The 25,088-nt window shown below is 61.3% G+C and carries 21 protein-coding genes, 1 tRNA gene, 1 pseudogene and 1 riboswitch; of the genes and pseudogenes, 11 read left to right on the top strand and 12 right to left on the bottom strand.

Annotated elements, in window-relative coordinates; all coding sequences use genetic code 11:
- Nucleotides 1-123: 123 nt before the first annotated feature.
- Nucleotides 124-197, top strand: a tRNA-Arg gene (locus CFE428DRAFT_RS06750).
- A 120-nt stretch (nucleotides 198-317) separates the two neighbouring features.
- On the opposite strand, the gene CFE428DRAFT_RS06745 is transcribed toward CFE428DRAFT_RS06750, so the two are convergent.
- Together CFE428DRAFT_RS06745 and CFE428DRAFT_RS33135 are read right to left on the bottom strand one after the other, a co-directional pair.
- The gene (locus tag CFE428DRAFT_RS06745; protein ID WP_083805014.1) at nucleotides 318-2,132 is read right to left on the bottom strand and encodes a ClcB-like voltage-gated chloride channel protein; all 1,815 of its coding nucleotides are present in this window, start codon (nucleotides 2,130-2,132) and stop codon (nucleotides 318-320) included.
- A gap of 56 nt (nucleotides 2,133-2,188) precedes the next feature.
- Nucleotides 2,189-2,632: a nuclear transport factor 2 family protein gene (locus CFE428DRAFT_RS33135; protein ID WP_006978731.1), complete on the bottom strand. Its 444-nt coding sequence runs from the start codon at nucleotides 2,630-2,632 to the stop codon at nucleotides 2,189-2,191.
- Between the two features lie 456 nt (nucleotides 2,633-3,088).
- Here CFE428DRAFT_RS33135 and CFE428DRAFT_RS06735 point away from each other — a divergent pair, with 456 nt between their 5' ends.
- The 4 genes from CFE428DRAFT_RS06735 to CFE428DRAFT_RS38775 all read left to right on the top strand — a co-directional run bounded on the left by CFE428DRAFT_RS06735 (nucleotide 3,089) and on the right by CFE428DRAFT_RS38775 (nucleotide 5,930).
- Nucleotides 3,089-4,696, top strand: coding sequence for a bacteriocin immunity family protein (locus CFE428DRAFT_RS06735; RefSeq protein ID WP_042724527.1), 1,608 nt, complete (start codon nucleotides 3,089-3,091; stop codon nucleotides 4,694-4,696).
- 223 nt (nucleotides 4,697-4,919) lie between these two features.
- Nucleotides 4,920-5,141 carry a hypothetical protein gene (locus CFE428DRAFT_RS38785; protein ID WP_006978729.1) on the top strand — a complete coding sequence of 74 codons (222 nt, stop codon included), beginning with the start codon at nucleotides 4,920-4,922 and terminating at the stop codon, nucleotides 5,139-5,141.
- Nucleotides 5,132-5,698, top strand: coding sequence for an AAA family ATPase (locus CFE428DRAFT_RS38780; protein ID WP_006978728.1), 567 nt, complete (start codon nucleotides 5,132-5,134; stop codon nucleotides 5,696-5,698). Before CFE428DRAFT_RS38785 ends, CFE428DRAFT_RS38780 begins: the two co-directional genes overlap by 10 nt.
- A gap of 82 nt (nucleotides 5,699-5,780) precedes the next feature.
- The gene (locus tag CFE428DRAFT_RS38775) at nucleotides 5,781-5,930 is read left to right on the top strand and encodes a hypothetical protein (RefSeq protein ID WP_006978727.1); all 150 of its coding nucleotides are present in this window, start codon (nucleotides 5,781-5,783) and stop codon (nucleotides 5,928-5,930) included.
- Nucleotides 5,931-6,306: 376 nt separating this feature from the next.
- On the opposite strand, the gene CFE428DRAFT_RS06725 is transcribed toward CFE428DRAFT_RS38775, so the two are convergent.
- From CFE428DRAFT_RS06725 to CFE428DRAFT_RS06715, 4 genes and pseudogenes are all read right to left on the bottom strand, one after another.
- A complete protein-coding gene (locus CFE428DRAFT_RS06725) occupies nucleotides 6,307-7,689 on the bottom strand; it encodes a voltage-gated chloride channel family protein (RefSeq protein WP_006978725.1) in 1,383 nt (460 codons plus the stop codon).
- A gap of 98 nt (nucleotides 7,690-7,787) precedes the next feature.
- Nucleotides 7,788-7,870: riboswitch (Fluoride riboswitch) on the bottom strand.
- A 141-nt stretch (nucleotides 7,871-8,011) separates the two neighbouring features.
- Nucleotides 8,012-8,977, bottom strand: coding sequence for a hypothetical protein (locus CFE428DRAFT_RS40325; protein WP_272941101.1), 966 nt, complete (start codon nucleotides 8,975-8,977; stop codon nucleotides 8,012-8,014).
- A gap of 1,113 nt (nucleotides 8,978-10,090) precedes the next feature.
- Nucleotides 10,091-11,331, bottom strand: a pseudogene (locus CFE428DRAFT_RS40320) (PVC-type heme-binding CxxCH protein); the annotation flags it as partial.
- Between the two features lie 191 nt (nucleotides 11,332-11,522).
- Entirely contained in the window at nucleotides 11,523-11,879 is a 357-nt protein-coding gene (locus tag CFE428DRAFT_RS06715; RefSeq protein WP_006978723.1) for a YkgJ family cysteine cluster protein, read from the bottom strand.
- A gap of 141 nt (nucleotides 11,880-12,020) precedes the next feature.
- Here CFE428DRAFT_RS06715 and CFE428DRAFT_RS06710 point away from each other — a divergent pair, with 141 nt between their 5' ends.
- The 4 genes from CFE428DRAFT_RS06710 (at nucleotide 12,021) to CFE428DRAFT_RS06695 (ending at nucleotide 15,709) form a co-directional block, all read left to right on the top strand.
- Nucleotides 12,021-12,851: a hypothetical protein gene (locus CFE428DRAFT_RS06710; protein ID WP_006978722.1), complete on the top strand. Its 831-nt coding sequence runs from the start codon at nucleotides 12,021-12,023 to the stop codon at nucleotides 12,849-12,851.
- Between the two features lie 217 nt (nucleotides 12,852-13,068).
- Nucleotides 13,069-14,514 (top strand): formylglycine-generating enzyme family protein, encoded by a 1,446-nt coding sequence (locus tag CFE428DRAFT_RS06705; protein WP_006978721.1) that lies wholly within the window; start codon nucleotides 13,069-13,071, stop codon nucleotides 14,512-14,514.
- Between the two features lie 9 nt (nucleotides 14,515-14,523).
- On the top strand, nucleotides 14,524-14,751 hold the full coding sequence (locus CFE428DRAFT_RS06700; RefSeq protein ID WP_006978720.1) for a hypothetical protein: 228 nt from the start codon (nucleotides 14,524-14,526) through the stop codon (nucleotides 14,749-14,751).
- A gap of 97 nt (nucleotides 14,752-14,848) precedes the next feature.
- Nucleotides 14,849-15,709: a class I SAM-dependent methyltransferase gene (locus CFE428DRAFT_RS06695; protein WP_006978719.1), complete on the top strand. Its 861-nt coding sequence runs from the start codon at nucleotides 14,849-14,851 to the stop codon at nucleotides 15,707-15,709.
- A gap of 553 nt (nucleotides 15,710-16,262) precedes the next feature.
- Here CFE428DRAFT_RS06695 and CFE428DRAFT_RS39590 read toward each other — a convergent pair.
- A complete protein-coding gene (locus CFE428DRAFT_RS39590; protein ID WP_006978718.1) occupies nucleotides 16,263-16,721 on the bottom strand; it encodes a hypothetical protein in 459 nt (152 codons plus the stop codon).
- 61 nt (nucleotides 16,722-16,782) lie between these two features.
- Between CFE428DRAFT_RS39590 and CFE428DRAFT_RS06685 the strand changes: the two genes are divergently transcribed.
- Nucleotides 16,783-17,817, top strand: coding sequence for a Gfo/Idh/MocA family protein (locus tag CFE428DRAFT_RS06685; RefSeq protein ID WP_202797373.1), 1,035 nt, complete (start codon nucleotides 16,783-16,785; stop codon nucleotides 17,815-17,817).
- A 96-nt stretch (nucleotides 17,818-17,913) separates the two neighbouring features.
- On the opposite strand, the gene CFE428DRAFT_RS06680 is transcribed toward CFE428DRAFT_RS06685, so the two are convergent.
- The 4 genes from CFE428DRAFT_RS06680 to CFE428DRAFT_RS33130 form a co-directional block, all read right to left on the bottom strand.
- A complete protein-coding gene (locus tag CFE428DRAFT_RS06680) occupies nucleotides 17,914-18,321 on the bottom strand; it encodes a hypothetical protein (protein WP_162145243.1) in 408 nt (135 codons plus the stop codon).
- On the bottom strand, nucleotides 18,309-18,605 hold the full coding sequence (locus CFE428DRAFT_RS06675) for a hypothetical protein (RefSeq protein ID WP_006978715.1): 297 nt from the start codon (nucleotides 18,603-18,605) through the stop codon (nucleotides 18,309-18,311). Before CFE428DRAFT_RS06675 ends, CFE428DRAFT_RS06680 begins: the two co-directional genes overlap by 13 nt.
- A complete protein-coding gene (locus tag CFE428DRAFT_RS06670; RefSeq protein ID WP_006978714.1) occupies nucleotides 18,602-19,195 on the bottom strand; it encodes an RNA polymerase sigma factor in 594 nt (197 codons plus the stop codon). Before CFE428DRAFT_RS06670 ends, CFE428DRAFT_RS06675 begins: the two co-directional genes overlap by 4 nt.
- A gap of 134 nt (nucleotides 19,196-19,329) precedes the next feature.
- Nucleotides 19,330-20,460 (bottom strand): N-acetylmuramoyl-L-alanine amidase family protein, encoded by a 1,131-nt coding sequence (locus CFE428DRAFT_RS33130; RefSeq protein WP_006978713.1) that lies wholly within the window; start codon nucleotides 20,458-20,460, stop codon nucleotides 19,330-19,332.
- Between the two features lie 208 nt (nucleotides 20,461-20,668).
- Here CFE428DRAFT_RS33130 and CFE428DRAFT_RS06660 point away from each other — a divergent pair, with 208 nt between their 5' ends.
- A complete protein-coding gene (locus CFE428DRAFT_RS06660) occupies nucleotides 20,669-23,350 on the top strand; it encodes a valine--tRNA ligase (protein ID WP_006978712.1) in 2,682 nt (893 codons plus the stop codon).
- A gap of 201 nt (nucleotides 23,351-23,551) precedes the next feature.
- On the opposite strand, the gene ltrA is transcribed toward CFE428DRAFT_RS06660, so the two are convergent.
- On the bottom strand, nucleotides 23,552-24,880 hold the full coding sequence (gene ltrA / locus CFE428DRAFT_RS06655) for a group II intron reverse transcriptase/maturase (protein ID WP_006978711.1): 1,329 nt from the start codon (nucleotides 24,878-24,880) through the stop codon (nucleotides 23,552-23,554).
- Nucleotides 24,881-25,088 lie beyond the last annotated feature (208 nt).

Below are 25,088 nucleotides of genomic sequence, written 5' to 3'. Positions count from 1 at the left end.
ACCTTAGTGAGAGTTTGATCGTCGCTCATGACGGCCAAAATTTTACCGGGTTACTAAATCGGGTTACAAGCCGGAAAATCTGTCAATTTAAATTGATCGTAAGTAGCTTATTGTAAGTATTTTGTGCCCGTAGCTCAACTGGATAGAGCAGCGGTCTTCTAAACCGCAGGTTGCGAGTTCAAGTCTCGCCGGGCATGCCCTTTTGAAAGGATGAAGGCAGAAGGATGAAGAGAAGCATTTGGGCGCAGGGCGATTTTCGAAAATTCGCGATGCGCCAATTTCTTAATCCTTCCGCCTTCATCCCTCATCCTTCGCCCTCACCCTTCCACCACCGCTACCGCGCCGTTACTCGGCGCGTCTGCGGTCTGATGCGGGTCCTTGGTGCGTTCGGCGAGGGCGAGGAGGAGGTCGCTCTTGGAGATACTGCCGATGAGTTTGCGGTTCGCACCGGTGGTAACGGGGAGGCGCTCGCCGTCGTGGCGGGCGAAACGTTCGAGCGCTTCGACGAGACTGGCGTCGGGGGCGATGGTGGGAAAATCCTCCTGCACGAGGTCGCGGGCGATGACCAGTTCCGCGAGTTCGCTTTGGGTGAGATTACTTTTTACATCGTGCAGGGCGATGACGCCGCGGAAGCCGCCATCCACGGAGGTAACGTAGAGGTAGCGGAACCGGTGGGAGATGAATTTCTGCGCGATGGAGCGGAAGTCGGCGTCCTCGTCGACGTTGACCGGGTTCGGCTTCATGATGTCAGCCACGCTGAGCTCGGCGAGTTGCTTGCGGTAAATCTCGCCGCCCTTGCGCTTCAACGATTCGGCGTAGATGGATTTCTTTTCAAACGCCAGGCACGCGTAGTGGGCGATGACGCAGGCGAGCATGAGCGGCAGGATGAGTTGATAGTCGAGCGTGAGCTCGAAGAGCATGATGATGGCCATGATCGGCGCATGCGTGGTGGCGGCGAGGAAGGCGCCCATCCCGATGACGACGAAGACCTGTGGATTGAGCGGCGTGCCCAGCCAGAGAGGTTGCGCGGCGTGCACGGCCAGGTCGCCGAGACACGCGCCGACGAAGAGCGTGGGAGTAAAGACACCGCCGACTGCACCGGAGCCAAAGGTCGCGGCGGTGGCGATGAGCTTGAAGAGGAGGATGAAGACCAGCGCCTGCCAGAGCAAATTGCCGTGGAGGATTTCATTCACGACGCTGTAGCCATTGCCGCACACTTCCGGTTGCCAGATGGCGAGCAGGCCGACGATCAACCCGCCGAGGCCCAGGCGCACGTAGGTGGGCAGGGCGAGCTTGGAGAACATTCGCTCACTGGCCCGCAGCAGGCGCAGGAACCACGGCGCGAATAGGCCAGCGACCAGCCCGAGTAGCATGAGCGGCAGGATTTCCCAATTCGACCCGAGATGCACGGAAGCGATTTCGTAAAGCGGTTGTTCGCCGAGCAATTGGCGCACGGTGAGGGTCGAGACGACCGAGGAAAAAACCAGCGGGCCGAACGATTCCATGGCCAGCGATTGCAGGATGATCTCCGCGACGAAAAGCGCGCCGCCGATGGGCGCATTGTAGGCCGAAGCGATGCCGGCCGCCGCGCCGCACGCGACCAGGAGGCGCAGTTGCAGCGTGGGCGTTTTCCGCCAACGCCCAATGAGCGAAGCGATCATCGAGGAGAGCTGGACCAGCGGGCCTTCGCGGCCGATCGACGCGCCTGAGGCAATGGAAAACATCGCCGAGAGACTTTTCACGATACTGGAGCGGAAGGAGATGATGCCATCGCCGAGCACGATGGCCTCCATGTAGTCCGTGCTGCTCCGCCGGCGCCCCCAGCGCACCCCGAGAAAAATGGTCAGCCCCGCGAGCACGCCGCCGATCGCCGGCACATACAGCCGCTGCAAGGGGCGAAGATGCTCGAAGCTCTCCACCAGGCCGCTGTACTGCTGGGTGAAGGCGTAGTGGACGAGCCCCGTCAGCTTGCGAAAAGCGACGGACGCACACGCGCCGGCAAAGCCGATGACGCCTGCCCAGAAGAGCGTGACCTGCAATTCATTCGGGCGAATGATTTCTGACAACCACACACGCAGCCGCAGCAGGAACTTCAATTCCTTTGGCGACATTTGCTTTTCGGATGCTGGCATTCCCTCCCAATTTGCCGTCGTGCGACGCTATGCGTCAATGGCGTGGAGGACCACTTTTATTGCGGCAGCGTCGAGGTGTGGCTGAGAATGCAGCGCCATTGGCCGCCGACGCGGATGAAGGTATCGGTGAAAAGTTCGTTCGTCTCGAATCTCTCACCGCGATACTCCCCATGAGGGGCGCCGCGGCCGATGACGATCGCCGTGTCACCAAAAATCCGGAGGTCCAGGTCACCCAAGGCATAAGACGTGAATCTCAAGTCGCCGTTCCGGAGCTGACCGAAGATCTGTTGGCGCGACAACACCTGGCCGTCGTCACTGACCAACGTCCATTCCTCGGCGAAAATGCTGCCCAGCATTTGAAAATCTCCGTTCACGAGAGAAGCCGCGGAGCGTTTCTCGATTTCCCGCAACTGCTCCTTGTCCGCCGCTTCGTCGGCCCGAGATACCTGGCCCATGAACAAAACCGCGAGGAGAGTGAAAATCAGGAAGGGCCTGCTCATGGACGGAAGTAAAACAGGCTGTGAAGGGAGTGGAAAGTGAAACTGGAGGAACGACGGGCCATGGCCCAGGGCGGCGGATCCGCAACCAAAAGAATTTTTAAACGCAGAGGCCGCCGAGGCGCAGAGAAGAAGTGTGCGAGGGCTTGGGGACTAAAAAACCGCGAATGGAGGCGAATCAACCCGAATGGGAAAACGCATTCGCTTTTCTCCCTATTCGTGTTCATTCGCATCCATTCGCGGTCAAAAACCTGCGGAAGCAGCGTCCGCTTTTTCGGGTTCGTACTGCAATGTGACGATCAAAGTCCCATCTTGGGAGCGCGCCGGAGCCCCTACGACAAGCTCAGGGTCTCGAGTCTGTCGAAACGGCGCATCCCGTAAAGTTCGGGCGCGTTCCTCCGTCTTTACGAACTCGCTTGCTGCATCCCCACGGGGAAATGCTAGCTTTGTCCCACCGCCTTGAAAACGCCTGCCATCGAAGATGTTCTGCGCCCGTTGCGCGTTGCCCGCCGGCGGCTGGGCGTGCAATTCTTTCTCGTCGCGCTGGTCAAGGCCGGGCTGCTCGCCGGTGCGGGATTGCTCATCTTCGGAGCGGTGAATCGGTGGCTCCTCGAGCGGCTGCCTTGGAATGCGCAGGTCACCGGCTATGTCATCGTGGCGGCGGTCCTGCTGGCGCTGCTGGTCACGCTGGCTCGCCGGCGGGATCTTGTGGAAACCGCGGGCGTCCTCGATCGTCTCGGCGGCACGCATGATCGTTTTCTCACCGCGCTCACTTTCTATTCCGCTGCGGAGGCCGACCCGATGCACGAGCTGGCGGTACAGGAATGCACCCGTTTCGTCCGCGCTGGGAAATTCAGCGGACTCATCCGCATCCGCATGCCACGGCAGGTCGTTTATCTGCTCGTGCCGGTCCTGGCCATCGCCCTCCTGCAGTGGGAAACGCAGCACACTTTCGCCGTGCGTGAAGCCGATAAGATCGCCGCCCGAGCGGCGGTCGAAGACACGGCGAAACGCCTCGAACAACTGGCGAAAGAGACCGCCAAGGCCAGCGAAGAAAACAAGGCTGACGCCTTGAAGAAACTCGCCGAGCAACTGCAGAAGGGCGCGGAACAATTGCGCGCCAATGCCACCAACCCGGAGGAAGCCGGCAAGTCCAAGCTGCGCGAGCTTTCCGCGCTGGAGCAGATGGTGCAGGACATGCAGAAATCGCCGGCCGGGCTCACGCCCGAGGAGCAACAAGCGCTGGCCAAGGCGCTCGAGCAAAACGAAGCGACGAAGGAGGCCGCGAAGTCCCTCGCCGCGGGAGATCAGGCGAAAGCCGCCGAGGAATTGGAAAAGGAAATGCAGAAGCTCGCGGAGCAAAAGGACGGGGCGACGTCGGAGGAAATTCGCAAACAATTGGAGGACGCCGTGAAGCAACTCGCGCAGCAGAAGCAGCTTTCCGAGGCGATGCAAAAGCTCGCGCAGCAGTTGAAAGAATCCGGAGCGAAACAGGGCGGCAATTCGAGCGAAGCGGCCAAGGCCCTCGCGCAGATGTTGCGCCAGATGGCGCAGGGCAAGAGCGGCCAGCAATCCGGCGGCCAGCAGAGCGAGCAGAGGCTGCAGAATTTGCTCGCGGCCTTGCAGAATATGAAAGCGGGCGAAGGGCAAAGCCAGGAGAGCAAGGAGCCGCAATCCGGCCAGCCGGGCGCCGGCGTAAAGATGCAATCCTTCGCCGAGAGCAATCCGGATGGCGTGCCCAACCCCGGCGATCCCAATCTCCCCAGCGGGCATCCCGGCGGTGAGCATGATCTCGGCACGACCGATTCCGTCTTCGGCAAAGACCAGAACGCCGCCGGCAAGGAAGGCGAGAAAAAGCTGCTCTCCGCCGGCCGCATGGGCGATGGCGAAAGCATGCAGCAGTCGCTGCAATCCGCGGGCGATCATTCGAAGTCCAATCGCGGCTACAAGAAGCTCTACGAAGCGATGGCGCCCGCGGCTGAGGACGCCGTGCTCCAGGAAAACATCCCGCTCGGCTCGCGCTTCTTCATCAAGCGCTACTTCGAATCGATCCGGCCGAAGGAATGAGGGGAGATTTTCTTCCAGAAAATCCAACATCCAACACTCAACGTCCAACATCGAACATCCAATGGAAGAACTGCGCAGCGAAAGGGAGAATGGGAGAAACCGGTGAATGGGCCAGCGGAGGAAGTCTCCCATTCACCCTTTCTCCCATTCCTCCATTCCCCCTAATTGGATGTTGGATGTTGGGTGTCGGATATCGGATGTTCTGCCTTTCTCTCCCCTCCACATGACCCAAACGCCGAATCTCGAAAACCAGGTCGAACAATTCCGAGCCAGCTTCACACGCATCCGCGACGAGATGATGAAGATGATCGTCGGACAAAAGGAAATCGTCGAAGGCGTGCTCGTCGCCTTTTTTGCCGGCGGCCACGTGCTGCTCGAAAGGCGTGCCGGGGCCCTGGGGCAAAACCATGCTCGTGCGCACCCTCGCCGAAGCGGGTGGACCTGAAATTTGCCCGCGTGCAATTTACGCCCGACCTCATGCCCGCGGATATCGTCGGCACGAATATCATCACCGAAGGCGAGCATGGGCGGAAGGAGTTCACCTTCCAGCCAGGACCGGTCTTCGCGAATATCCTGCTCGCGGACGAAATCAATCGCGCCACGCCGAAGACGCAGAGCGCGCTCCTCGAAGCCATGCAGGAGCAGCACGTCACCGTCGGCGGCACGCAACATCCACTCGAGCCGCCCTTCCTCGTGCTGGCCACGCAAAACCCGCTGGAAATGGAAGGCACCTATCCCTTGCCCGAGGCGCAGCTCGACCGCTTTTTCTTCAAGCTGAAGGTTCTCTTCCCGACGGCTGACGACCTGCAAACCATCCTCGACCGCACGACAGCGAAGGACTCCCCGGTCGTGTCGAAAGTGCTGCGGAGCCCCGCCGAAGTGATCACCCTGCGCGAAGTCGTCCGCCAGGTGCCGATGGCGAAGGAGGGTCCAGACGTCACGCCATCGACAGTCGGTCCGTCGCCACCCAGTCCCGACAAACGAGCGTGCCACCCCCGCTGACCAGGAAAATATGTCCGCTACGGCGCCAGCCCGCGCGGCGCCCAGGCACTCATCCTCGCCGCGAAGATCCACGCCCTGCTCGATGGGCGCTATCACGGTCTCCCGTGCCGATATCGACCAGGCTGCCGCCCCCGCCCTGCGCCACCGCATCATCCTCAACTTCGAAGGCGAAGCCGAAGGCACGAGCACGGATGAAGTGATCGCGGAGATTTTGAAGCTGACGGCAGGGTAGCTGATAGTCCGAGTCAGCATGAAGGTGGCCGTGGCCTCACTGGGAGGGGCCGACTTCCCAGTCGCCCTGCACCGCGGAGCGGTGCCCGATAGCGACTTGGAAGTCGCCGCTCCCAGTGGCCTGTGCGCAACCGCTTCCCCATTCGCAACCGGAAAAGGAGCGTTCAATTCACGAAACGATCGCGCCCAGTTCCTTCGCCGGCGCACCGGTGCAATTCGCGCAAGGGGTGACGGGTGTCCACGATTCGCGGTAGTTCAGGTTGAATTGACATTCAATCCTGCGAACGAGGCGCATCGCGGAGCGATAAAGGAAGAACCACCACCAGCGTATCGCCGAAGTGAATGTCGATTCAGCCCAGTTTGCCGATTCAACCCAATCATTTTCGCGGCTCCCGCTGATCCGACGCACTTTGTGCCCGAGAGGAGGTCAACAACTCACGCGCGTGGCGCAGTGAAATCTCCGGTGGCAGCGTGCCGGGGCCGGTCTTGGGGACGGCGATGCGCTGGGATAGATAGATGCCGGAGTGACCGCTGAAGAGATAGGCGAGAAAGCAGGCCGTGGCGATGTAGATGACGTGCGTGGCGCCGAAGAGTTCGACACCCATGAGCGTGCAGGCGAGCGGGGTGTTGCTCGCACCGGCGAAGATGGCGACGAAGCCGAGCGCGGCGAAGAGATCGGTCGGCGCGCCCATGATGCCGGCGAGCGCGTTGCCCAGCGCGGCGCCGATGTAAAACAGCGGGGTGACTTCGCCGCCCTTGAAGCCCGCGCTGAGCGTCACGGCGGTGAAGATGATCTTCCAAAACCAGCTCCAATAATGAATCTCCGGTGATTGAAAAAAGGAGACGATGGTCACAGCTCTGGGGTCGGGCGAGGACACACCGAGGCCGAGGTAATCGCTCGTACCCACGAGGAAGAATAGGCCGATGACGACAAGCCCGCCGACCGCCGGACGCCAAGGACCATACGGAACGAGCCGCTTGAACAACGCGCTGAGCCGATGCGAGAGCTCGGAAAATGCGGTGCTGGCCATCCCAAAGGCAGCGGAGGCGACCACGACCTTCAGCAGCAACTTGGGGTCGAGATGGAAGAAGGCGGATGGCGCGGCATTACTGGCGAGAAAATCGATGTGGTAATGCGTGTGGCCGATTCCCCACGCATGGCAGGTCCAGTCGCCGGCCACGGCGGCGATGAACGCGGGCAACAGCGCTTCGTATTCGATGCGGCCGATCATAAGCACTTCCAGCGCGAAGACCGCCCCGGCCAGCGGCGTGCCAAAGACGGCGCCGAAGCCCGCGGCGATGCCTGCCATGAGCAGGATGCGGACGGAACTCGCGTCCAACCGATACCAGCGGCAGAAGGCGCTGGCGATGCTTCCGCCCATTTGCACAGCTGTGCCCTCGCGGCCCGCGGAGCCGCCGAACAAATGCGTGACGAGCGTGCCAAACAAAACCAGCGGGGCCATGCGTCGCGGGACGCCACCGCCCGGCTCATGGATTTGATCCATGATGAGGTTGTTCCCGCCCTCGGCACTCCGCCCGTAGTAGTGATAGAGCAAGCCGACCGCTACGCCCGCCAGCGGCAGGAAATAAAGCAGCCATGGATGCTCGAAACGCCAGTGTGTGACTTGCTCAAGGCCCCACAAAAAGAAAGCACACGCCGAACCGACAACCGCCGCCATGGGAACGATATAGATGAGCCAGCGGAGGGAAAAAGCGATGTGCCCGAGGACGTTTTGCAGGAGGTGACGGATCGCGGTCATGAAATTACTCCGAAAAGGGAAGCGGCGATGGCCAGCGCGCGGTGGCACAGGGACAAACAATGAGATTGGGAGATGAGCGACAGGGGCATGATTCGTCTGTGAAAACAGGAATCATCAGCCTGGCCGTTACCAAGCGGTTCCCCGATCACTCGGGCGGCAGAAATCCATTGCCGTTACGGGCGGAAGAGAACGCGATCACCGGCGATTTGTCAAGGGATCCCGCCGGGCTGCAGAGCCGGTAGCGCACTTTGCCCGCACCATGGACGCGGAATTCGCCGAAGGCGCAGGCCGAGCCATTACCTCCACGAAGTGCATGACAGTCTCAGGCGCTATCCGCGTCTTTTTGCGGAGTCTCAGTGCGAAGGAGGAGGAGCCCCTGGGAGCGGTGACTTCCCAGTCGCCGCCCGAAAAAACCTATGGCGCGTAGCGCCCTCGCTATTGGGGCACCGCTTCGCGGTGCAGGGTGACTGGGAAGTCGCCCCTCCCAGGGGTGCCGTGGCCGCGCTCGATATTTTCGAGGTGGTATACTTGGGGTTAGGGCGCTGACAGAGCAGCACTCCAGCGGATCGCTCTCATTTCGCCGCCGGCAGGGATACCTGCTGGTGACCCATGAGATAGCTGAAGAGATCGAGCGTCTTGTTGTGGAGTAAAGACGGCGAGGAGGCCCCTCGGGCATCATGGAGAGGGGGCTTTCGGTGATCTTGTCGACCTCGGCGCGCTCGACGGTTTGCACGTCGGTCATGGTGCGCAGGGTGAGGGTGCGCTCGTTCTTGGTCGTGATCATACCGGAGAGCACGCGGCCGTCCTTGAGGGTGATGATCGAGAGTCGGAAGTCGGGCGCGACGACGGCGCTAGGATCGGCGATGTTTTCGAGGAGATAGTCGAGGTTATCGCGATTGGCGCCGGTGAGATCAGGGCCGATCTTGCCGCCTTCACCATAGAGGGTGTGGGAGGTGGCGCAGATGCCGGCGAAGACCTGCCGGCCGGCGTGCGGATCGGCCTTGGCGATGGCCTCCGGGGTGAGAAAGGTGCGCAGCTTGGCGATGAGTTGCTTGATGCCCTCGGGGCTTTCGCGCAAGTCACCCCACACTTCGGTCAGGCGCTTGGTTAGCTCCGGATCGCCGAGGTTGTGGATCTGCCGGGCGTGGAAGGCGGTAATGTCCGTGCGCGGGATTTTGCCGGCTGCAATGGCGTCGAGCAGGGCGTGCGCCCAGGCCGGACGCGTCACCAGGACGGTGATGGCCTGCGGACGGTCGCTGAGGAAAAAGCTCTTGTAAGCACCGACCATCTTCGCGCCGAGCGCGGAATCGCTCTCCTGTGCCAGGCCGCGAATGGCAACAGCGTTGATATAGCGTTCGTTGAGCAGTTGTTCGCAGACCTTGCGCGCGTCCGGCGTCCGCGAATCGATCAGCGTTTGCAAGGCCACCTTGCGCAGGCTGATGTCCGCGCTTTTGTCGAGCGCGACGCGGCGCACTTCATCGAGTGCGCGGCCATCGCCAAAGAGCGCGCCGAGATCGCGCGCCTTGTCGGCCAGCGAAGGATCGAGCTTGGCCACGAGCGCATCCCACGTGGCCGGCTTCGGCGCCTTGCGCCATCCGGTGAAGGCGTCGCTCATGCCGGTAAGGACGTCGGTCTGGAAAGCGACCGGCTTGGCGGCTGTGATCTTGAGCAAGTCGGCGAGCGGCGCGGGATTTTTGTCCACCCCCTCAGCAATGCGGCGGGCGAGGTATCGGCGGGTCAGCGGCAGGGCGCAGCCATCGGCGAGCGCGGGCAGCGCGGCGAGATCCTGGTCGGCCAGCGGAATGAGGCCGTACCACACAAGCATCGGCTGGTTGTGATCATTGGCGTCTTCGGCATGCGCGAGGAGCGGCGCGGCCAACGCGGCACGATTCGCCGTCGGAAGGCGCTGGAGCAGTGAGGCGAGCGTGAGGCGGACGAGACCGCTTTGATCTTCGCGAGCCATGCGGGCAAATTCCGCGAGCAAGTCTGCAGGCGGCTGGGCTTCGGGCCGAGCGGGACGCTGGCTCATCGTCGTGTCCAGCGGCCATTCATCCGTGAGGAGGCGAATCGCCCACACGCGCATGTGCTCGTTGTCATCGTGCAAAAAGCCGCGTAGCGCAGCTTCGTCCAGCGCTCCCAGGCGCCACAGCGTCAACAGCGCCCGCACTCGCAAGACGGGATCGGCATCTTTGGCCAGTAGCTTGCTCAATGCCTCCTTCGCCCATAGGCGCTCTTCGCCAAGCGCGACACCGCCGAGATGGGCAAAGCGGTCCTGCAAGCGTTTGCTGGCCTCGCGCGCGTACCACACATTCGGCGCGCTCTCGAGCTTGAACAATTCCTGCAAGCCGAGCCCGCTGATGTCCCAAGAGCTCGGCGGCGTCTGGGTGCCACCTTCGTAGGTGATCTTGTAGATGCGTCCGCTGGTGCGATTGATGCCGCTGCGGTCGTGGCACTCGCCGGTGTCGCTCCAGTCGAGCACGAAGACCCCGCCATCCGGACCGGTCGCGAGATCGATGCCACGGAACCACGAGTCGCCGAAGAAAAACGCATCGGGCCCGCGCTTGCCGACATAGCCGGTGCCGGTGCGCTCGAGGATCTCCTCGTTGAAACGCCGCCCGTGGAAATTGATGGTGAAGAGTTTGTCGCGATACTCCTCGGGCCAGTTGTCGGCCTGGTAGATGATCGCGCCGCAGTGGGCGTGACCACCGCCGAGGTCATTGGCCGCGCCGTCCCGCGAAGCCTGCCAGCCCTTGCCGGTATCGAAGTGGTAGTGGTCGGCGTGTTGGTCGATGAGCCCGTAGGCGTGCGGGTTTTGGTCGAGGGTAGATGAGCGGGTAAAGTGCGCCCCAGTGATGCTGTGCCAGAGGTGGCCGTTCACCGTATTGATGAAGAAGAGCTCGCCAAATTTGTCCCAATCGTGGCCCCACGGATTGGTGGTGCCGGCGCAGAGAGATTCGAAAACTTTGCGTTGGGGATGATAGCGCCAGATGCCGCCGCGCAGCGGCACGCGTTGGTCCGGGGCGGCGCCCGGCACGCCGATTTCGCCCGGAGCCGAACCGCCGCAACGCCCATAGAGCCAGCCATCCGGTCCCCAGCGAAGGCCGTTGGCGAAATTGTGATAGCTGCCTTCATACGGCACCGCGAAGCCATCGAGCACCACCTGGGATTCGCCGCCGGAGAGCCCGCTGGCATCCTTGTCGGGGATGTAAAGGAGACGAGGCGGGCACATGGCCCACACGCCCTTGTCATCGCGCGCAATGCTGGTGAGCATCTGCAGCGATTGATCGTAGACCGTGCGCTTGGTGGCATGGCCGTCGCCCTGGCGTCTTCAAAGATCAAGATGCGATCGCGCAGCTTGAGGTCGAATTTCAGCGGTGCCTCCGCATAGGTGTAATTTTCCGCGACCCACAGGCGCCCCTTCGCATCGAAGCACGTTGCGATGGGGTTTTGCACTTCGGGCTCGGCGGCAAAGATCGTGGCCTTGAAGCCCGGCGGCAACGTCAGTTTGGAAAGTGCCTCAGCCGGCGAGATCGGTTGCGGGTCACCCTTGTCGGTGTTGTAGGGCAGGGGAAAGTCGTCGGCGACAGCGGTGAGGGCGGTGGTGCTGAGGGCGAGAGCGGCGAGGTACGAAAGAGCGCGCACGGGGATCGAGAAGAAGCTGAGAGTTGAAGGTTGAGAGTTGAGAGCCGCGGCTGGTGGGCCGGGAGATTTCACACGAGCGAAAGTCGCAATCAACCATCAACTCTCCACTCAACCGCGCAGCGCCAACATCCTAAGGCATTCGTTTGCTCGACGATACTGCCAGCCAAGAAGCGGCTCTCAACTATCAACCCTCAACTCTCCACTTTCCTCACCGGCACCGCTTCACACGATTCCCGCCAGCCGGGGAAGTTCCAGGTATTCGGAAAACCGGCGCATTGCCGCGGCTTTACCGGCTGGATGCGGCAATCGCGGCCGTCGAGGAAGATGCATTCGTGGTTGTAAGTGCCGTCGGACATTTCTCCTTTGTCGATGAGGGCGAGGCCGTCGCGCTGCGGGCGTAAGGTAGTGTAGCGCTGGATGAAATCGTGTTCCGTCAGGCCGAGGAATTGGGCCATGCCGGCGATTTCCGATTCCTGGATGAGGACCAAGCCCGGCCAGCGGCAGCAATTCGTGCAGCGCTGGCATTGGTAATGGATCGCGTCGGGCATGGAAGGTGCGAATGAAATGGGAAAGCAGCCGATCACAAGGGCGAACTTGCAATCCAACCCAAGGGTAATGTCACGAAGACGTTTCTTGCTAGTCAGCGTATTTTTCCCTATCACAGCGTAATCCGGAGAAAGGAAAGTAAAATGAAATTGATCGGTCTGAGTTTTGTCATGGCGGGTTTGCTGCTGACCGCCTGTCGGAAACCCGTCGCCCAGACGGAGGACACCTTGGCGCCACAACCGGTGGCCACGACGCAGGCGCCGTCACTCTCTCCCGCACAGACCGCTTCCCCGACCCGTACGGAAACAGTCCCGCCCACCCTCACTCAGACGACTCGGCTGATCGACGCCCCAGCTCCGGCGCCGCTTCGTGAGCTTGCTCCGCCGGGGGTTTTCTATTTGCTCGTCTCCGTGCGCAAGGACACCAAGGATGGTGTCGTCCGGTTGCTGCCCGGGACGGAGGTGCGGCTGGGCAAGAATGGCAAATTCATCACACCGGAGGGGGAAATGACTCTCGATCCGGGTATTCTGACCAACGACATGGCCAAGGCCCGTGTGGTTCGTCGTGCCGACAAGCTCGCGCAGGCTACCGGTTACCCGCAAGGCCTGTCGGCCATATCCGCCGCGCCCAACACATCGGTCCCGCCTCCCGCGCCGACAAGGGCATTGCCGCCCACGCCCGACCCGCTTGCGGCGCTCTTCAGCGCCACTCCGGCGCCCCAGGCCGACAATGCCAATGTGCGCGCGCTGAAATTCCGGCTCTCGGTGCTCAAAAGTGACGAAGCGAAACTGCAGGCCAATATGGACTTTCTCTCTGACAAAGCGCTCCATCCCTATCGTAGCGGAAGGGTGGCGCCCGCGGGCCTGAATAGCACCACCAATCTTACCGATTGGAATCTCGTCAGCGACAAACTCGCGGCCGTGCGGGCGGAAATCCAATCGCTGGAAGCCAAGCTGGGCGTCGCAGCCAACTAAGATCGGTATCGCCGGCGGACAGGTGAGGCGGCAACCGCGGGCGAATCCTCGGACCTAAGTTCCGTGCGGATCCCCGGTAAAGAAGTGCGTTTATTTACCGGCAGGTAAAAATAGTCGAAAATGTCATTATGTTAATTTATTTGCCATTTACGACGTATCCGACCTATTCCCTCCGTTGACACCACGACTCCAAATCGCCAAAACTCCCGCCTCCCGCATGAAAACCTCGCGTCTCCTCCTCCTCGCTTCCCTTGCCAGTCCGTTGGCCTTGCACGCTGCCGTCGACTTTGAAAAGGACGTCAAGCCGATCCTCGAACAGAACTGCGTGCGCTGCCACAACCCGAAGGGCACGGAATTCGAGAAGGGTGATACCGACCTGAATCTCTCGACGAAGGAGACAGCGTTTGAGTCGAAATCGACGATCGTCGCCGGCAACGCGGAGAAGAGCAAACTCTACACGACCACCGTGCTGGCGGATGACGCCAAGAAACTCATGCCGCCACGCAACAAGGTGACCAACGACCTCGAGCGCCTGGCGAAGGCCGACACCGAGACGCTCAAGAACTGGATCAACGAAGGCGCCAAGTGGCCGGATGGCATGACGCTGACCGCCCGCAAGAAGGGCTCGGAATTGGCGACCAAAGGTTCCTCGGCGGAAGCGGAACTCGTGACCAAAATTCACGAGGCCATCGTCAAGAACGACACGGTCAAGTCCGAGAAGGACATGAAGGCTTACACCACGACCATCCCCGGTTCGGACATCACCTTCGACATGGTGCCGATCCCCGGTGGCAAATTCAAGATGGGCAGTCCGGACAACGAACCCGGTCACAAGCCCGACGAATCCCCGGTGCACGAAGTGGAGGTCGCGCCTTTCTGGATGGAAAAGTGCACGGTGACCTGGAACGAATTCGAGCTCTTCATGTACCCGAACGAGGAGAAGAAGGCCCGCGAGACCAAGAAGCTCGACCCGTCGCTGAACGCGATGACCGACGCCGTCACCCACCCCACGCAGCCGTATGTGGAAATGAGCTTCGGCATGGGCAAGGATGGCTATCCGGCGATCTCGATGACCCAGCACGCGGCGAACAAGTATTGCGAATGGTTGAGCGCCAAGACCGGCCAGTTCTATCGCCTCCCGACGGAAGCCGAATGGGAATACGCCGCCCGCGCCGGCACCACGACCGCTTACTTCTGGGGCGATGATCCCAAACAAATCGGCGACTACTGCTGGTATGGCAAGAACTCCGACTTCAAGTATCAGAAGGTCGGCAAGAAGAAGCCGAATCCGTGGGGTCTCTACGACATGCTCGGCAACGTGGTGCAGTGGACGCTCGACCAGTACGACCCGGGCTACTATTCGCACTCGCCGGCTTCCAATCCCTGGAACAAGGCCACCAAGCCGTATCCGCATTCGACCCGCGGCGGTTCCTGGGATGACGACGATGTCACCAAGCTTCGCTGCGCGGCCCGCCGTCCGTCCGATGCTTCCTGGAAGATCCAGGACCCGCAGCTGCCGAAGAGCGTGTGGTATCACACCGACGCGCAGTTCCTCGGCTTCCGCATCGTGCGCCCGCTGAAGACGCCGACGCCCGAAGAAGCGCAGGCCTACTGGAACAGCGGCGTGGAAAAAGATAATCCCGCGCTGAGCAAAGCGGAGTAAAGTAACTCCATGGCCTATACCGATCTCTGGCACTGCAAAAAATGCGGTTCGATGCCGGAGATCATCATGCGCGGGAAGAATTTCCTCGTCCGCTGCAACACCTGCAACAACGAGAAAATCAACGTCTACGCGAACAACATCGATGAGGTGGTGCGCATTTGGAACAAGCGCAATAACCCATCGAATACAGGCCTGCTCGACCGCCTTCGAGGGCTGTTCAAAAAGAAGAACGATTAACGTGCGAGAGCCGGGTTCACTTGGACCCGGCTCTTTGCTGTACCGACATCTTCCGCCTTGCGGATCCAAATGGGAAAATCGAAAGCTGCACAGCGTTATGGGAAAAGACATCTCGCCGGAAGCAGACAAGACAGCCGTGCGCGTGGCGCTGTGGCGTGCCTTGCATCTCGAAGTCGATGCACCGCCGCACGTGTTGGAAGACAAGGTCGGCCTACAACTGGCGGCCCCGGAGGAAGGCTGGCGCCAGCGTCCGGACATGAACCCCCAATGGACGAGCATCTTCCGCGCATCCATCCTCGCGCGGGCTCGCTTTATCGAGGATTTGGTGATGGATCGTATGAACCATCATGTCGGCCAATACGTTATCCTCGGCGCCGGCCTGGACACCTTCGCTCAGCGCCGGCCGGAAATCGCTTCCCGCTTAACGGTCTTTGAGATCGATCAACCCCGTCATCAGGCCTGGAAGAAGCAGCGTCTAATCGAGCTCGGCTATGGCATTCCAGAATGGCTTCGCCTCGTGCCGGTCGACTTCGAAGCTGGCGAAAACTGGTGGCAACGGCTCAACGCTTCCGGCTTCGATTCCAACAAGCCGGCGGTCGTGGCCTCCACCGGCGTAAGTATGTATCTCACGAAAGAAGCGAACTTCTCCACCCTCCGCCAGGTAGCGGCGCTCGCCCCGGGATCCACTTTCGCCATGACGTTCTTGCTGCCTTTGGAACTGGCCGATCCCGAAGTACGCCCGGGTCTGGAGATGGCTGAGAAAGGAGCGCGAGCGAGTGGGACACCGTTCCTCAGCTTTTTCACTCCAGACGAGATGCTGACCTTGGCCAAAGAGGCCGGTTTCAAGGAAGTCCAGCATGTCCCCGCCGCCACCCTCGCCGAACGTTACTTCGCCGGCCGGAAAGACGGCTTTCGCCCACCTAACAACGGAGAGGAATTATTGGTGGCCACGACTTAGCGCATCTCCTGGAGGACGGCGCTCCGTCCTAAGCATTACCCACATCTTTGCCCGTAGTTTGGACGTCGATACGGATAGCGCCACTGGGAGCGGCGACTTCCTAGTCGCCGACCGAAAAACCGATGCGCGTAGCGCCTCTCTTTGAGGGCGTCGCCCCTCCCAGTGAGCTACGGCCGTGTTACCTCTGGTCCTAAATCCGAGGAAAAGATGTGGGTAATGCTTAGGCTCCGTCGCCGCTCGATAATCGGGCGCTGAAGAAGCCTGTCCATACCCGGTGCTATTCGTTCGCCTATTTAAACCCAGAGGACCGAGCGCGACGGAGCCCCAATCAAAGAAATTTTTAAACGCAGAGGCGCAGAGGCGCAGAGAAGAAGCGTAGAGGGCTCGTGTGGGTAAAAAACCGCGAATGGACGCCACCGGACGCGAATCGGAAACGCATTCATCTTCCTCCTCTATTCGCGTTCATTGGCGTCCATTCGCGGTCCTCTTTGGTTTCTCCTCTGCGTCTCTGCGACCTCTGCGTTTTACCCTTTTGGTTGCGGGGGTTTGGTTGCTAGGCCATGAGCGAAACCGCCAAAAGATTCACCGCCTTATCCAAACCGCTTTTGCGCGCCGCAATTCCGCCAGCATCCTCCATTTGCAAGTCACCGTTCCCGTTGTAGTTCAAACCAAAGCTTTTCTCACCCCCGTGATTAAGAAGCTGTAGCCAAGCGTGCCCAGCATACCTAGGCTCGCACTCCCATCTCCTCACCTCCTCATGAATAAACCATCCCAGATTATTCTCCCCGAAGCGTTCAGCCGGCGGAGTTTCCTCAAGACCACTTCCGCCATGGCCGGTGGCGCCCTGCTCGGCGCGCTCTCGCCGGAACGTGCCGCGCATGCCGCGGGCGGCGGTGACGAAATCAAGATCGCCATGGTCGGTTGCGGCGGTCGCGGCTCCGGCGCCTGCGGTCAGGCGCTCAGCACCTATCCCATCGGCCCGGTGAAGCTCATCGCCATGGCGGACATTCATCCCGACCGCCTCGAGAGCTCGCTCCACAATTTGCAGAAGACCCCACGCCGAACGCGTGGACGTGCCCAAGGAGCGCCAATTCCTCGGCTTCGACGCCTACAAGAAGGCGATCGAACTCGCCGACGTCGTCATTCTCTCCACGCCTCCCGGGTTCCGCCCGATGATGTTTGAGGAAGCGGTCAAGCAAGGCAAAAACATCTTCATGGAAAAGCCCGTGGCCACCGACGCCGCCGGCATCCGCAAGGTGCTCGCCGCCGCGGAGGAAGCGAAGAAGAAGAACCTCAAGGTCGCCGTCGGCTTGCAGCGTCATCACCAGGCCGGCTACATCGAGACCATCAAGCGCCTGCAGGATGGCGCCATCGGCGACATCGTCTCCATGCGCGCCTACTGGAATGGCCAGCGCCCGTGGCAGAAAAAGCGCGCCGATCTCGAGAAGATGTACGGCCGCAAGCTCACCGAAATGGAATACCAGCTCCGCAACTGGTACTACTTCACCTGGATCTGCGGCGATCACATCTGCGAGCAGCACATCCACAACATCGACGTCATCAACTGGCTCAAGAAGGGCCATCCGGTGAAAGCCCGCGCCATGGGCGGCCGCGAGATCAATCACGGCGGCTCGGACGACGGCGAAATCTTCGATCACTTCGCCGTGCAGTACGAATATGAAGACGGCTCGATCTCGTTCAGCGAGGCCCGCCATCAGCCCGGCTGCTGGAACAGCGTCAGCGAGCACTGCGTCGGCACCAAGGGCCACGCGGACATCAGCAAATTCCAGATCTTCGCCAACGACCCGTGGCGTTACAAAGCCGAGGGCGCGAAGGATCCTTACCAGCAGGAGCACGACGATCTCTTCACCGCGATCCGCAACAACAAGGAATACAACGAAGCGCCTTACGGTGCGACGAGCACCATGACCGCCATCCTCGGTCGTATGGCCGCGTATTCCGGCAAGGAAATCGAGTGGGACAAGGCCCTCGCCTCGAAGATCGAGCTACTGCCCGAGAAGTTCGCCTTCGACGCCCCGACGAAGGTCAATCCCGGCCCCGATGGCAACTACCCGCGCGCCATCCCCGGCCAGACCGAGGTCCTGTAACCGCATCCGCATCCGAATTCAGTGCGCCCCGTTTCCTCGAATACTACGAGGGAGCGGGGCGCTTCTTTTTAAGTGGAAGGTGAAAGTGAAAGACAACTACTTCTTCCGCGGTTCGACTTTGAGCATGTCGATCGTCGTTGCCATGCGGGCTTGCTTGAGCTTTTGCAACTCGGCGTCCTGCTCGGGCGTGAGCTCTTTTTCGATCTGGGCGATCATCTTCTCGAACACCGCATCGGTGCGGCCGATGGTGTCGAGGCGGATGCCCTTCATCTCGTCCACGCCGTTATCGATAATGGTCTGCACCTTCTGCGCCTGTTCCGGCGTGAGCTTCAGGTGCTGCTGCAGCACGCGCATTACGGTCTGATTCCACATCTCCGGCGCGTGACGGCGCTTCAGCGCGCGCTCCGTGAGCTTCGCCCCGAGAAAGCCGCCCGCGACAAAACTCACGAGCACGATGCCCAGCAGGACGAGGGTGATTTTCCACTTCGGTTTCATAGCAGCCACGCCGAATCCGCCACGGCATTCTCGACCGGCGGCTGCAATGAGGAATCGCCGCCCATGGAAAGCGCATCGTAGGCCGCGAGGCTGAGCAAAATGATGGCCATGGCGCCGAGCACGCGCAGGGCGAGGCGCTGCCAGAGCTGGGCCAGCGACGCATCCGGCTGCGCCTGCCATTGGGCGACCACGCGCGTGGCGAAGCCGAAGGGCGCCGCGTCGCCGGGCGGCGTGGACGCGGCTCCGCGCGCGGAGTTCACTCCCATGTTCCAGCGGCGTTCGAATTCGTTCATAGCTTGAATTCCTTTTGCAATTTCAGCGCGTGGTCACGCATTTTCCGCCGGGCGCGAAAGGCGCGCACCTTGACCAGCGACACGCTCCAGCCGGTGAGCGCGCTGATATCGGCGATGGAACGCTCCTGCAAATCGAGCAGAGTGATGACGAGGCGATCGTCAGGCGGCAGCAGGGAAATGAGCTTTTCCACCATCTCGCGCGCGCCCATGGCATCGGTCGGCGCGGCAGCGGGAGCCTCGCCGGTGAAGAACTCCAGCCATTCGCGCTCGGGATCGGCGAGATCGGCATAGCGCCATTCCGGGCGGCGCTTCTCGGCACGTAGGGCATCGAGGCAAGTGGTGACCGCGAGCCGCGAGAGCCAGTGCTCAAACGGCACACCTTCGCGTCCCTGATATTGCTCGAGGCGGGTAAACATTTTCAAAAAGACTTCCTGCGCGAGATCCTCTTCCGCCATCCGTCGCGGGCGATGGGCGCGCACGATCTTGATGACGAGCGGATAGAGGTGCTCGACAAGCGCTCGCGCCGCCTCCCCGTCCTGACGGCGCACGCGTTCGAGACACGCGGGCACATCAAGGGCGTCGGGCGGCATGAGCACATTGCATCACTGGGGAGTAACGCCGGTGGGAAGTGGAAGGTTACAGGGAAGGGGCAGGATTCTTAATCTTAATCTTACTCTTACTCTTAATCCTCTCCCGACCACGAAAAGGGGGATTAAGATTAAGATTAAGAGCCGCCCCGCAGAGCTCGCCTCAATTCGCCCCCGCCGCGTTCGTGATCACCGTCGGCTGCGCCTCGTTGACCGTCGGGTTGCCGCCGCGCAGCATCGGCGTATTCGTTTCCACCCGGGGCGACTCGGGCACGTAGTTGTGCGCCACCGTCTCGCTCGGCGTCTGCGGGCCCACGGGCCCGGCGATAATTCTGCACCGCCTGGAGAATGCTCATGGCCATCTGCTGTCGATACGCCGGGGTCGCGATGAGCCGCGCGTCGTAGTCGTTGCTCAGGAAGCCCCCTTCGATCAGCACCCCGGGAATCGTGATATCGCGAATGACCACAAACCGCGCGCGCTTGATCCCGCGGTCATACATTCGCGAGCGGACAACCAGCGAGGCATGCGTGGCCGTGGCGAGGGCGATGTTTTCCGAGTCGTTGATATTGCCCGCGCAAGGCTCAAAATCGGAAATGCGCGGGCCGTCGGCCATCATCGAAGGCACGCCGCGCGGGGCGAGGGTGTAGGTCTCCAGGCCGGTGCCGGCGCCGCCGGAATTGAAGTGAACGCTGATGAAGAGCGCATTCGCATACTGGTTGGCGATGCGGCAGCGGTCCTCCAGCGGAATGAAGGTGTCGTTGCTCCGGGTCAGCACCACCCGGTAACCCGCCTGCATGAGCAGCATCCGGGCGCGATTCACCACATCCAGAGTGAAGGATTTCTCGTTGCCGTAAAGTGAGGTCGCCCCGTTGTCGTGGCCGCCGTGGCCGGCATCGAGCACGATGGTGTCCACCAATTCCGCGTTCTTGATCTTCTGCGGCCGCAACACCGGCTCGATGACTTTCGTCAGGTCCATGCGCGAGATCACCGGCACACCGCCGTATTCGGTGATCGGGTAGCTGAGGTTGAACTTCAGCCGGTTGATGAAGAATTCCACGGAACCGACGCTGCCCTTCAGGCTGCGCCCGCCGAGTTCCATGACGGTTGCGTTGCCTACGTGCTGGACGTGGCCGAGACCATAGAAATTGGCCACATTTTCCAAGGGCACGTAGTCGCGTCCGCTGATTTTATACAGCGTCCATTGAGCGTGACTGGAAGCGGCGATGCACAACAGCAGTGCAATCCCCAGGAGCAAAGCCCTTGGCATGGGCGCGCAACCTAGCGGAGGACGCCTCAATCGCAAGTGATTTTACGGCGGAAATGCGGCGAAAGGGCAAAGCCCGAAGATCGGAGGCAGGAGATCGGCGTTCGGTAGAAATCTCTTCCCGATCTTCGATCTCCGAACTCCCATCTCCGTTCTTCGATCCGGTTTGCCAAAGCGCTCGCCCTACGGCACATTCCGCACCCTTTATTTTATGTCCGAACTCGCGAAGACCTACGAACCCGGCGCCGTGGAGGCGAAGTGGTATGATTATTGGCTGCAGCACGGCTGCTTTACGGCCGATCCTTCGCGTGTCTCGGCGCAGCGGCCCGCGTATTCCATCGTCATCCCGCCGCCCAATGTGACCGGCGTCCTGACGCTCGGCCACGTGCTGAACAATACCATCCAGGACATCCTCTCCCGCCGCGCGCGCATGCAGGGCAAGGAAGTGCTCTGGCTGCCGGGGACCGATCACGCCGGCATCGCCACGCAAAATGTGGTGGAGAAGACCCTGCGCAAGGAAGGCGCGATGAAGCATCGCGACGACCTTGGCCGCGAGGCGCTGGTGGCGAAGATCTGGGAGTGGAAGGAGAAATACGGCGGGATCATTATCCAGCAGCTCAAGAAATTGGGCGCTTCGTGCGACTGGTCGCGCGAGCGTTTCACCATGGACCCGGAGTATTCGAAGTGCGTGTCGCGGGTGTTCGTGGACCTTTACAAGAAGGGGCTCATCTATCGCGGCAAGCGCATGGTGAACTGGTGCCCGGCATCGCTCACCGCGCTCTCCGATGAAGAGGTGGAGATGAAGCCACAGAATGGTTTCATGTATCATTTCAAGGTGGAGGTGGCGGAAGCGCCCGGCACCTGGCTGACCATTGCCACGACGCGCCCCGAGACCATCCCCGGCGACACCGCGGTGGCGGTGAATCCGAAGGATCCGCGCTATACGCATCTCATTGGCAAGCACGTGAAGCGGCCGCTGCCGGTGCAGATTCCCGACGAGCAGAAGCTCATCCCCATCGTGGGCGATGATCACGTGGATTTCGAATTCGGCACCGGCGTGCTGAAGGTGACGCCCGCGCACGACAAGGCGGACTTCGAAATTGGTCTACGGCACAAGCTGCCGGTGGTGGATGTGATGAATCCCGACGGCACGATGAACGCGCTGGCCGGGGAATCGCTGGTGGGTCTCGATCGTTTCGAAGCGCGCAAGGTGGCTGCCGAAAAACTGCGCGAACTCGAGGTGCTCGAGAAGGAAGAGCCGTATCAAAACAACGTGGGCTTCTCCGAGCGCGCCGGCGTGCCGATCGAACCGCGCCTCAGCGAACAGTGGTTCCTGAAATACCCGAGCGTGGCCGAGGCGAAAGCCTGCGTGGCCGACGGGAAGATGAAGTTTTTCCCCGAGCGCTGGGCCAAAGTGTATGACCACTGGCTGGAGGGCATTCAGGACTGGTGCATTTCGCGCCAGCTTTGGTGGGGGCATCGCATTCCGGTGTGGTATCGGGGAGACGAAATTCATTGCGATATTACCGCTCCCGAGGGCGATGGCTGGAAGCAAGACTCCGACGTGCTCGACACTTGGTTCAGTTCCTGGCTCTGGCCGTTTGCCACGATGGGCTGGCCGGAGAAGACCGACACGCTGGCGAAATTCTACCCGACCACCGATCTGGTGACCGGCCCGGATATCATCTTCTTCTGGGTGGCCCGCATGATCATGGCCGGCTACGAGTGGATGGGCGATCTGCCGTTCAAGAACGTCTATTTCACCGGAATCATCCGCGACAAACAGGGCCGCAAGATGTCGAAGTCGCTCGGCAATTCGCCCGACCCGCTCGATCTCATCGCCAAGTATGGCGCCGATGCCCTGCGCTTCGGCGTGATGCGCAGCGCCCCACTCGGCGCGGATATTCTCTTCGACGAAAAGAACGTTGAGCTCGGCCGGAACTTCTGCACGAAGCTCTGGAACGCGACGCGCTTCCGCCAGATGCAAGGCGGCGCCAGCGAAGGCGAGATTCGTCCCGACTTGCTGACCAGCGACGATCGCTGGATCCTCGCGCGGCTCAGCGACGCCATCGGCGATGTCTCGACCTCGCTCGACGAGTACCGTTTCAGCGACGCCACCTCCACGCTCTACCGCTTCTTCTGGAACGAGTTCTGCGACTGGTATCTCGAGGCGTGCAAGGCGGTCTTTTTCCATAGTGGCGACGAAGCGCGCAAGGCCAACACCCTGGCGGTGATCGACTTCGTGCTCGCCCACACCCTGCGCATCTTCCATCCGTTCCTGCCGTTCATCACGGAGGAAATCTGGAACAGCCTCGGCTTCAATAGCGACCTGCCGGCCAACCAGGGCGGCGACACGATCATGACCGCGCCGTGGCCCAAGGCCTTCGGCGCCGAGGAGCTCGCCTACTTCGGCCTCGACGAGGTGGCGGATAGATTTGCCAACGCCAAATACGAAGTGGTGAACCTCGGCCGCGGGCTGCGTCGCGATTTCAATATTGCCTCGAGCAAGCGCGTGCGTTTCGTGCTGCGCCCGAACGGCGAACTGGCCCCGCACGACATCGAAGTGCTGCGCATTCTGCTCAACGCCGAGCCGCTCGACGTGCTCGCGGATTATGCCGCGCCGAAAGGCACGCCGGTGGCGCTCACCCCCCTGGGTGAACTGCTGCTCCCGCTGGAAGGCCTCATCGACGTGACCGCCGAGCGCGAACGCCTGGCCAAGGAACTCGCCAAGGTGGAGCAGGAACTCGCCAAAGTGCGCGCCAAGCTTGCCGACCCGAACTTCGCCGGCAAAGTCCCCGCCAAGGTGCTCGACGAGCATCGCCAGCGCGAGACCGACTGGGCCGAGAAGCACGCGCAGCTCACCAAGATGCGCGAAGCGCTGGGCGCCGCGTAATCATTAAACGTCGCCAAATCAAACGCGGAGGACGCAGCGCGGCAGTGCCGCAATCAAAGAAATTTTTTACCGGTAGAGTAGGAGGGGGGTGACGGAATGAGAGCCGTAATGGCCATGACCGTCGACCGCCCCTCCCCTCGTCAAACCGGACGTGCAGATTTCCCGCATCCGGCTTTCGCAGAACGTTCTTGGACGAGGCATTCACAAGTAGATCAGGCCAAGTTGCTGGAGATGAGCGTGGATCGAAGTACCTTTCGGTGGTCGCCACCCTCGTTGACTGCGGCGACGCAGATGACGCGCCAGCCGCCGACTGACTTGAGCGTTGATTTCCCGGAACGCCTTGCGGCTGTAACCGGCTCCGAAGTAGTTGGCCCAGCCGCGCAGATGACGGTTGAGTTCGGCGATCAGTTCGGGCAGCGCTTGGCAGCCACGCCGACGGTTGATCAACCCACGGAGCTTCTCGCGCTCACGCGCCAGCGCTTTGGCCGAAGGCTGCATGTTCCAGTAGCGTATTTTCCGCCCACCCAGGTCGCGGTCCAACCGGAAGCTGTAACCGAGGAACTCCAGCTCCGCAGAGGGCTCTCGCACCTCCACCACGCGGGTTTTCTCCCGGTTGATTTTCAGCCCCAGCCAGTCCTCGATTTTCGCCCGCACGAACTCTTCCAGTTTCGTCCCCACTTGCCGCGCCATAATGACGAAGTCATCCGCATAGCGGACCAGGACCGCTCCGGCCCATTGCGCCGGACCCTCCACCGCGTGGAAGGCATGGTCGAACCAGTGCAGGTAGATGTTGGCCAACAACGGTGAGAGGACTCCGCCCTGCGGGGTCCCGCTCTCCGGACGCCGCCGCCGCCGCCGGCCACCTCCTTTGGACTCCTCTTCCACAGGCGCTCGCAACCATTGCTCGATCAACCGCAGCACGCTGCCGTCGACCACCCGCATCCTCACGCATTTCATGAGTTGCTCGTGCGGAATGCTATCGAAGTAGCCTTCCAGGTCGGCGTCATAGATGCTGCTCCGCCCATGGATCAAGTTCTGCCGGATCTTTTCCAGCGCCTCGTGGGCACTGCGCCCCGGCCGGAACCCGTAGGAGCACTCCAGGAAGTCGGCTTCGAAGATCGGTTCGAGGATCAGCAGCACCGCTGCTTGCACGACCCGATCACGCACGTTGGGGATTCCCAACGGCCGCATCTTCCCATTGGCTTTGGGGATGTGGACCCGCCGCACCACTCCAGCGCGGTAACTCTTTTCCTGCAGTTCTTTGACCAACTCCCCCACGAAGGCTTCCTCGCCTTCCTTTTCGATCCCTTCGATGCTCACCCCATCCACTCCCGGTCCTCCACGATTGGCGCGGACTTGCGCCCACCCCGCCCGCACGGTTTCCGGGTGACTGATCAGCCCGTAAAGGCTGTAGAAGCGCTCGCGCTTCTCCTGTTTGGCTTTCGCCCTCAGCTTCGCTCGCCAGTCCTGAAGTTTCGACGGCAGCAGCGCCTCCCGGATGGTCAGCTCCACTTTTGTCTCTTCTGTCATAGGTTCGGTTTTCACCGCTCCAATCAGCTCCAAGGACTCTTTGAGTCCGCTTCGTTCTGCCAAAGCCCCTTCGCTCCACGGACGTTACTCCGCTTCATCGCTACTATGGGCTTCTCCGACTCCCCAATCTCCAGCTCGATCCTTATGGCTTCGGCTCGGGCCGCGTTCCGTCCCGCTCTCGCGCGACGAAACCCAAGACCAGGGTCTC

The organism is Chthoniobacter flavus Ellin428, from assembly GCF_000173075.1.
GTDB lineage: Bacteria > Verrucomicrobiota > Verrucomicrobiia > Chthoniobacterales > Chthoniobacteraceae > Chthoniobacter > Chthoniobacter flavus.
The sequence above is the reverse complement of the archived record's forward strand: the minus strand, read 5'-3'. Positions and strand labels throughout refer to the sequence as shown.